9 protein-coding genes are annotated in these 8,350 nt (G+C 67.4%); 2 read left to right on the forward strand and 7 right to left on the reverse strand.

Translation table 11 applies throughout. From position 1 onward, the window contains the following. The coding region (gene eccD, locus B1964_RS16075; RefSeq protein ID WP_079930490.1) for a type VII secretion integral membrane protein EccD at positions 1-443 on the forward strand (443 nt) is incomplete at its 5' end. Between the two features lie 4 nt (positions 444-447). Here eccD and eccB read toward each other — a convergent pair. Then, positions 448-1,953 (reverse strand): type VII secretion protein EccB, encoded by a 1,506-nt coding sequence (eccB, locus tag B1964_RS16080; protein WP_079930491.1) that lies wholly within the window; start codon positions 1,951-1,953, stop codon positions 448-450. Between the two features lie 134 nt (positions 1,954-2,087). On the opposite strand from eccB, the gene eccE reads away from it, so the two are divergent. Beyond that, positions 2,088-3,812, forward strand: a complete 1,725-nt coding sequence (gene eccE, locus B1964_RS16085) for a type VII secretion protein EccE (protein WP_253194028.1) — start codon at positions 2,088-2,090, stop codon at positions 3,810-3,812. A gap of 108 nt (positions 3,813-3,920) precedes the next feature. Here eccE and B1964_RS16090 read toward each other — a convergent pair whose 3' ends face one another. From B1964_RS16090 to B1964_RS16115, 6 genes are all read right to left on the reverse strand, one after another. Next, positions 3,921-4,211 carry a hypothetical protein gene (locus tag B1964_RS16090; protein ID WP_006372859.1) on the reverse strand — a complete coding sequence of 97 codons (291 nt, stop codon included), beginning with the start codon at positions 4,209-4,211 and terminating at the stop codon, positions 3,921-3,923. Positions 4,212-4,259: 48 nt separating this feature from the next. After that, on the reverse strand, positions 4,260-4,529 hold the full coding sequence (locus B1964_RS16095; RefSeq protein WP_006372860.1) for a hypothetical protein: 270 nt from the start codon (positions 4,527-4,529) through the stop codon (positions 4,260-4,262). A 124-nt stretch (positions 4,530-4,653) separates the two neighbouring features. After that, a complete protein-coding gene (locus B1964_RS16100; protein ID WP_253194029.1) occupies positions 4,654-5,457 on the reverse strand; it encodes an ESX secretion-associated protein EspG in 804 nt (267 codons plus the stop codon). Next, on the reverse strand, positions 5,454-6,527 hold the full coding sequence (locus tag B1964_RS16105) for a PPE domain-containing protein (RefSeq protein ID WP_079930494.1): 1,074 nt from the start codon (positions 6,525-6,527) through the stop codon (positions 5,454-5,456). The genes B1964_RS16100 and B1964_RS16105 overlap by 4 nt, the downstream gene beginning before the upstream one ends. A 94-nt stretch (positions 6,528-6,621) precedes the next feature. Further along, positions 6,622-6,918, reverse strand: a complete 297-nt coding sequence (locus B1964_RS16110) for a PE family protein (RefSeq protein ID WP_020170620.1) — start codon at positions 6,916-6,918, stop codon at positions 6,622-6,624. A gap of 50 nt (positions 6,919-6,968) precedes the next feature. Beyond that, positions 6,969-8,350, reverse strand: a 1,382-nt coding sequence (locus tag B1964_RS16115) for a hypothetical protein (RefSeq protein ID WP_079930495.1), incomplete at its 5' end; no start/stop codon positions are given.

Below are 8,350 nucleotides of genomic sequence, written 5' to 3' on the forward strand. Positions count from 1 at the left end.
CCTATCTGACCGGAATCCTCGTCGGCTCGGCCATCACCGTGGTCGTCGGGGTGTATCTCAGCGTGGACCCCTCCACGGGTCACTTCTATTGGCAGGCAACGGTGTTCGCCGCCCTTGCGGCAGCAGTACTGTGCCTGCGCGGACGCACCCATCACGATCTGCGCCAGGCTGCGACGATGGTCGGTCTCGGCCTGCTCGCCGCACTGACCATCATCGTCAAATCCGTGCTGCTGCTCGAGGATTGGGCCGAGTACGGGTTCCTGCTGACCGTCGGGCTGGGGATACTGGTCTTCGCGGCCGGCGTCGTCGCCCCTCGATTCGAGTTCTCGCCGATCGCCCGACGCTACGTCGAACTACTGGAGTATCTGCTGATCGGGCTGATCATCCCGTTCGCCGCCTGGATCATGGGCATCTACGGCTGGGTGCGCGGACTCGACATCTGAGTGCTCACCCGCCGGCCGCGGCCGACGGGCTCGTCGGTACCGCGCCGGTGTCCCCGTCATACCCGCCGTGCGCGATGAGTGCCGCGTCGGTCGACAGGGTCGGTCCGGCGGGCAGGAGCGACACCACATTCCACGGCGCGAGCTGCGGCAGCGTTTGCTTGCCGTCGGCACTGCGGACACCGGAAACGCCGAGTGCATCGGCGGTTTTCGGGTCCGGGATCGGGTAGCGCAATCCGGTGTCGGAGATGTAGAACAGTTGACCGGCGACCCGTCCCTCACCCGCGGCCTGCACGTATTCGCCGGTGCCCGGGGGAATGTAGGCGGCGTCAACGGCCGGACCGTCGCCGTCGGCGCTGACGAGAGCACTGGGCTGCGCGTTCTCGCCGATGGGCAGCCGGTTGCCGACCAGTATCTCCACCGTGGGGCTCTGCGAGAGGCTCGGCGCCGACCAGTGGGTGCAGATCGTCGAGTAGCCGCCCAACGTGTACTGGGGCACCCGGGACGGATAGTCGGTGGTGTCGACGGGCAGCGCAGCGGACTGCGGTAGCGAATTCAGTGCGGCAGGCGGCATCTCGATGGCATCGCCGAGCAGGCCTGCGTTGCTGTAACGGATGATGTCGGCCGTGGCGTCGGAGACGGGGGCCACACCGTCGGAGAGCACCACGTACTGTCGTGTGCCGCCGGATTCGACCGACTTGACGATCGACCCGATCTCGACGGGCTCGGGAAACGACAACGACGACCGGCGACCGGCGTCGGGAATGACGATAGGACTGATCGGTGCCACCGGGCGGAAGGATTGAAGCAGCCCCGCCGAGGCGTGGATCATCGACGCGTCGGTGATCTTGAGAGCGTTGATCAGTACCGGATCGGTCGGATCGATCGGCGCGCGCTTGCCGTCGTAGAGCAGGAAGTGGTGACCGTCGGAGTCCTCGGCGATGGCAGCCGAACCGGCCGGGGCGACGCCGATGTCGGCGTTGAGGGCCGGCACCGAGGACAGCACGACGGTCTCGGTGCGAAACGGTGAGGTGTCGTCACCGGATCGGGTCTGCGAATCACACACCGACCAGTCCGAACGGCTCAGATCGTCGGCCTTGGCGATCGAGGCAGGCGCGCCGATGATCCCGAGGGCGGGGCCCGCGGGCAGCGATCCGAGGTCGGAATCCTTGACCTTGGTGGGATTGTCGGGTTTGCCCGCAATCAGGCGGGCGGAGGCGAGGTTGAGCACGGGATGCAACTCGTTGTTGAACCGGACGTACAGCGCTCCCGAGGACTGCGAGGTGATGATCGTGGAGTTGCCCAGTGACGGTGACGGTTTGAAGATCGCCAACGCGGCGCAGGCGCCCACCACCAGCACGCAGATCACGAATCCGACGAGCATGGCCCGTACCTGACTGCGCATGGGGTCGTGGATCATCCGTGAATCCCGACGGATCAATGCGTGTTCGAGCCGCCGAAGCAGGAAACGGTATCCGTTGACCTGCGCCCGCGTCGTCAAGCGCGCCGGCATGAGACCCCCATCCGAACAACCGTATTCGCGTACACGATGCACCCACAATCGAGTGGCCAGGGTACCGTAGCCCGAAGTCGGGTGTCGTGGGCCGGTTGAGGCGCCCCGTCGTCGTTTGGGGGGAGGATCTCGTGGTGACAACGCCATCGACCACTGCGCCCGTCGCACAGGCCGATCCGCGCTCACAGATCGCGCCCGCGCCCGGGCACTCGAGGTTGCGGTCCTCGTCGCAGAGCGCGGTGCGACGCATCGCACCGACCTGGTGCGTCCTCGTCGTCGAGCTGATCGCGCTGGGCGCGCTCGTCGTCATCGCCACCACCGGCATCCCCTGGTGGATCGCCGCTCTCGTCGCTGTGCTGATCGCGGTGTGGTTCATTCCCGTGGCCGGGCACCCGGTGGCGCAGCGGGTGCGCGAGCGGGTGTCCTTCCGAATGTCGCACGACCGCAGGCGACGCCGCGCCCAGGCGGTCTCCGAGCCCTTCGACATCACCACCTCCGACGGCTCACAGTTCGGCCTGCGCTGGGACGGTGACGCTCTGGTGTCGATGCTCGAGATCGCCGAATCCCCGGAAGCACTGACCATTCTGGAACCGGGTGCCACCGTCGACGCCGTCTGCATCCCGGTGCGGGTTCTCGCCGAGAGCCTCCGACAGTTCGACATCACGTTGGCGGCCATCGATGTGCACATCAACGGCTCCCGGTCCCGCGGCAACAGTCGGGTGGCCGCGGTCTACGACGAGGTACTCGGCCCACTGCCGGCCATCGCGCACCGGTCGGTATGGCTCACCGTCCGCCTGGATCCCACATTGTGTCCCGAGGCCGTCGCACGACGCGGCGGCGGATCGACGGGCATCCTCAAAACCGCCGTCACCGGCACGCGACGGGTGGCCAATCGCCTGCGCGAGCACGGATTCGACGTGCGATCGCTGACCGCGGCCGAGATCACCCGGTCCATCACACATCTGTCCGACGGCATCGCACCGGAGACCGTCGAGGAGACCTGGGAGAACTGCCGGTCCGGCCAGATGCATCTGCGCAGTTACGGTCTCGAGCAACCGATCCTGACCTCCGCCGGTCTCGATCGGCTGTGGACGGTTCCCACCCACACCACGACTCTCGCGCTGTCGTTGCAGACCACCGAGGACTCCGACCTCATCGAGGCCACGGGCCTGGTCCGCTTCGACACGATCGCACAGCCCGCCCGGGTCGATCTCGACGGGCTTTCCCCGCTGGGCGGACATCAGTTCGACGCGCTGATCGGCTCACTGCCACTTCCGCGCCCGCAGTCGGTGGGTGTCCGCGCAACCTACGGCAGCCCTGCCGATTTCGGTGAGCTGCGGCTCCCAGCATCGGGGTGCGGCCAACTCATCGGCGCCGATCCTCACGGACGGGCCGTCGCCCTGCCGATCTTCGGTCCGACCATCGATCGCGTGGAGATCGCGGGAAGCCTGCACCTGGCCCAGCAGGTGGTCTTGCGCGCCATCGCGCTCGGTGCGCGCGTGCTCGTGTCGACGCGACGCCCTGCGCACTGGCAGCAGATGGTGGCTGCGGTGGGCAACAACCACCTGCTGTGGGTCGCCGAATTCGACCGTGGCGCCATGCATGCCGGGGCCGAGGCCAACTACTCGGTGATCGTCTTCGACGGCACCCGCACGCGGCCGGTCAACTCCGGTGTCACCGCACTGGTCGTGCAGCCGATCGGGGCGCCGCTGTCGGACTCTGCCGATGTCACGCTGGCCCAACTCCATCGGGAATCCGACACGGTTCGTGTCACCACGCGCAGTGGGGCGGTCGTGGTGGAGATGGTGGCCGGCGATGACGAAATGGCTTACGTCGGCGCCTCATACGATCTGGACTGAGCACCGCACGGCCTCCAGCCGCATGGTGAGACAGCCGCAGGGTGGCACCGCCGACACGGGCGTCCGACACCGTGGTGTCGGACGCCCTGATTCGTCGATGTGTGGGTCTCAGCTGAACAGCGAGGCGTTCTTCGCGTCGAGCGCCTGCATCATCTGGTTCTGCTCACCCGCATGCTTGGTCGAGTCGTTCATGTTGTTGAACGCGTCGATGAGCTGCTGGTCGATCTGCGACTTGACGTGCTGCAGCGTGGTGGCCGCCTCGCCTTCGTAGATCTCGAGGAGCGAGTTGAACACCGCATTGATGTCGTCACGAACTTCGTTGGCCGCCTTCAGGTATGACGCCTGATCGCCGAGCGTGGTGTCAATCGAGCCGTGATTGTAGGTGATCTGTTGTGCCATGATGGTCTCCTGGTCGTGGGTGCCTGCGAATGGGAATACGGCTGCGGGTCAGTGCGAGTCGCCGGCAACCGCGTTGTTGATACCGGTCTCTGCGGCATCGACGGTGCGGTCGAGCAGCGCGATGATCTGGCCGAACTCTTCTTGATTGGCGTGGGTCTTCTGGAGATGCACGTGCGAGGCATCGCCCTGCCATGCACCGCCGGTCATCTCGACGTCGGCGTCCTGAAACTTCTGCAGAAGTTGCTTGGCATGATCGCGCTTGTCCTTGATGTCGGACAGCTTGGCCTTGGCCTCTTGCGGAGAGATCTTGAGTCCCATGTCATTTCCCTTCGATGGTGTACGTCGATGGGTGCCCGGTCGGGCCACCCCCTGTTGTGGTCTTCGTTGTCGTGACGTCGGTGTCCCGACTCCCGACATCAGTGACTGTTCGGCTGGTCGTCCCTCACCACCCTTCCGGCAGCAGGGACATCAACTGCGCAACCGCCTGTGCGATCCGGTGGTCGGAACCACCTTTGAGACTGCACCACAGTTGCCCGTCCGGTGAGGTGCTCGGCGCACTCAGCACACACCCGCGCGCCGCGTAGAACACCGCGAGGGCGCCGCCGGCGACGATGCTGCGGTCGACGTGCGGATCGAGTGCGGCAACCCGCATCTCCACGGCCGCACGGTAATCGGCGAGCACGGCGCCGAGCACGAGCGCGGTCCGCGAATCGGCGCCGAGCGCGTGTAGTTCGTCGGCGATCGGAGTCGCGGCGCGCAGGCCGGCGAGGTGCTCGGCGACGTCGACCGACGGTGCGCTCACCGAGCCGCAGTCGACGTCGATCGCCTTCGGCAACAATCGGGCGACCTCGGCGACCACCCGCTCGCTGCCCTCGGCCTCGAAACCGCGCACGCGGACGGTGTCGCCGCGGCGGGTGGCGACCACGTGAGATCGCTTGACTCGCAGCACCGATGCGCGGAGCAACCCGTCGGAGGTGATGATCCGGATCGAGAGTTCCCGCTCGGGGCGGCGCATCGTGGTCAGGACGTGGGCGAGGTCGGGATCGATCTCGCCGTCGACGATGAGCTCTCGATCCGACAACTGCCCGACGCACCGATCCCGGACACGTTGCAGCTCGCCCACCGTCGGTTGGGTCGGCCACAGCGCCAGCGTATCCGGCAGTGTGTCGACGCCGAGCCGATCGGCCAAGGTGAGGATCTCGTCGACGCTCAGCGCGTCATCGACGTCGAGGGTTGCCATACTCATCCGCGTCCTCCCCGTTCACCGATGACCGACGGCGACACCCAATCGTTGGACGAGGCCTGTTCGAGCCGGCTGCCGTCGATGTCGACCTCGTCGTCCGCGATCGGCGGTGCCGCCGTACCTCCGAAGGTCGAGGCGTCCGGACCCCAGCTGACACTGTCGACCGAGAATCCGCCCGCGCTCGACGCCACGACCGGCGACCAGCTCGCGGACCGCGACTCGCCGGCATCGGAGAGCGAGGCCGCAGGTCGGGCGGAGTCGAACTCCTTGTCGTCCCCGCCGGCGCGACCCATCGCCCCCATGGGTCCCATCGGCCCGGATGTCGTGGCGCCCGCCGAGGTTGCAGACGCGGCGACAACCCGCGAACCACGTTGCGAGGTATCGGAATTGATCGTCGGCGTGCCGAAGGCGCCCAAGGGCATCGCGGGCATCCCGCCACCGGCCCCGACGCCACCCGCACCACCGGCCGGGGCGCCGGCACCCGTGCCCTGGGTGGTGTCACCGTCTCCGGCGGCTCGCTCGGCGGCGGACTTTGCGATATTCGGTGTGGCCTGGGTGTCCCACGGCGCAGCCAGCGGGGTGACGGTGTGCTCGTAGCTGTTCATGATCGCGACCGCGTTCGCGGTGGCCGCCTGCACCGCGGCGTCCCCGGCTCCGAGTGCACCGACCACGAGCCCGTTCGGGTAGCCCTGCAGGGAACTCCCGATCGCGAAGGCCTCCTGCAGTTTCACCGCTTCGGGCACCGTGGGCATGGCCAGCACCGCCACGCCGTGCGCCACCGCGGCGGATTCGGCACGCCGCGCGTTGGCAGCGGCGTCGAGCGCGACGGTGTCGAGCCAGTGGGCGAACTCCTCGAGTTTGGCGTGCACGGCCTCCGATTGCTCCGAGCGCCAGGCCTCGTCGAGCTTCGCGAGCAACGCGCGGTAGTCCTTGGCGATGTCGGCGAGCTCGCGGGCAAGCCGTGACCAGGTCTCACCCGCCTCCCCCATCGGACCCGCACCGGCACCGTTGACGAGGTCATGCGCCAGCCGTCTCAGGTCACGCGAGGCCCAGACAACCCCCGTGAAGCCCACGTCGTCCCCTCCCCGTCGGTCGGTCCATGAACAATGTGCGAACAGTGAATGAACAGTGTTGTGACCGATGGCTTTTCGTCCACAACACGAGCGATCAGGTGGTGATGAACCCCTGGTCGGTGTCGGTATCGGCAAGCGAGGAGGACACCGTTGCGACGGCGTCAGAGATCTCTCGCAGTTCGGCGACACCACCGTCGCCGGCCTTCCGGAACGCCTGGTGCACCTGCCCCATGGTGGTCGCCGCGCGTACCGACACCTCGTCACTGCCCGCAGGCTGCGGCGTCAGTGAGGCATCAGCGGTATTCAGCACGCCATTCAGTCGATCGGCGAGTTTGCCCAGTTGCCCGGCGACCTCGGAGATCTTGGCGGTGTCTGCACTCAGTTCGGTCATGAATCCTCCTGTGTTGTGGGTGTTCTGGTGAGATCGCGCCTCGCGAGACGTCAGATTCTCAGGTCGATGTCGGGGCGGGCCTCGGTGTCGTCGTCCTTTTCGCCGATCACGGCCGGCGCCACATCGGCGAAGTCCCCGACGATCTCGCTCCCGGATTCGGAGGTGTGCAGGAAGTCGGCGGCGGTGTGGCCACTGCCCGCACCCTTGCCCGCCCCGGCTCCCGCTCCGGCCGAACCCATTCCGCTCATCGGCGCGTAACCACCGTTGCCGGTGGTCGTGGCCGACGCGGTGGTCGCCGCGGCCGTGCGCTGTTGGCCCGAATTCGTTGATTCCTCGGTCGGCGGGGTGCCCGACGGTGCGGTTCGGCTGCTCGGTGGTGCGGAGACCGGCGAAACCCCGACACCTCCGCCCCCGCCGCCACCGGCACCTGTGGGCTTCGAACCACCACCGCCACCACCCATTCCGGCCGGACCGCCGGCACCGAGCCCGACGGGGGTTGCCGTCGTCGACGTACTGGTATCCGTGTCGGTGGACGTCTTGTGCTGGGCCTTGTCGATCGCCTCGCCGATCTTGGTCCCGGCCTGCACCGACGACTGCACGATCTTCTCCCCGGCGGAGAACACCTGCTCGACGACGCCAAATGCGGGTTGTATCAACCCGGTTCCCATCTGCACCATCGAGGAGAGCATCTCGGTGGGAACCTGCGGGGCGTTGGTCACCGACACCGGCGCACCGTCGGCGGCCACTTCGGCGGTGTTGACGGCCATCAGTCCCTTGTGGACGCCCATGACCGCGGTGGTACGGGTGATCGCGTCGGTGGCGGCCGCCACGGCCATCGCCTGTCCCCACGGTGTGACGATCTGCGGAAGCGCGACGGCCATGGTGGCCTCGAACTGCGAGATGATCTCCAGCAGATGCGCTTCGGTGGTCTTGGTGTCCACCCCGGCCTGCACCACGTTGCCTTTGATCTTGCCGGACTGGACTCCAACCTCGGTGCCGTCCTTGCCCAGTTGGGCCGTCTTCATCGCCGCCGCGTCGGCGCCTTCGCCCTGCCAGCCCTGCTGCATCGCGGAGATCACCGTCGGCAGTGACGACGCCACCGAGGAGAAGGCGCTGGTGATGGATTCGAAGATCTTGGTCGGGTCGAGAGCCTCGAACACCCCGCTACCCAACGTGCCGAGCGCATCGAGCACTGGCTGGATCAGTGCACCGCCGTCGATCGATGCCAGGGTGTTACCACCTGTGGGCAGACCGGGCAACGCCGGGAGCCCCGGAATCGGGCCGGGCGTGGGGATTCCGGGTGGCACGGGCAGACCCAGGCGACTCAGGATCTCACCGGTCGGGGTGTTCAGGTACTCGTCGAGGCGGCTTTCGATGGCACCGATCACCGGGCCGGGGTCGTACCCCGGCATCTGCGTCGCGGCAGCGGCGA

This window comes from Gordonia sp. i37, assembly GCF_002043085.1.
GTDB classification, from domain to species: Bacteria; Actinomycetota; Actinomycetes; order Mycobacteriales; family Mycobacteriaceae; genus Gordonia; species Gordonia polyisoprenivorans.

Coding starts and splice junctions, on each gene's coding strand:
- B1964_RS16100 (WP_253194029.1), bottom strand. CDS start 5,457: ATGAGTATGGCAACCCTCGACGTCGATGACGCGCTGAGCGTCGACGAG.
- B1964_RS16090 (WP_006372859.1), bottom strand. CDS start 4,211: ATGGCACAACAGATCACCTACAATCACGGCTCGATTGACACCACGCTC.
- B1964_RS16110 (WP_020170620.1), bottom strand. CDS start 6,918: ATGACCGAACTGAGTGCAGACACCGCCAAGATCTCCGAGGTCGCCGGG.
- eccB (WP_079930491.1), bottom strand. CDS start 1,953: ATGCCGGCGCGCTTGACGACGCGGGCGCAGGTCAACGGATACCGTTTC.
- B1964_RS16095 (WP_006372860.1), bottom strand. CDS start 4,529: ATGGGACTCAAGATCTCTCCGCAAGAGGCCAAGGCCAAGCTGTCCGAC.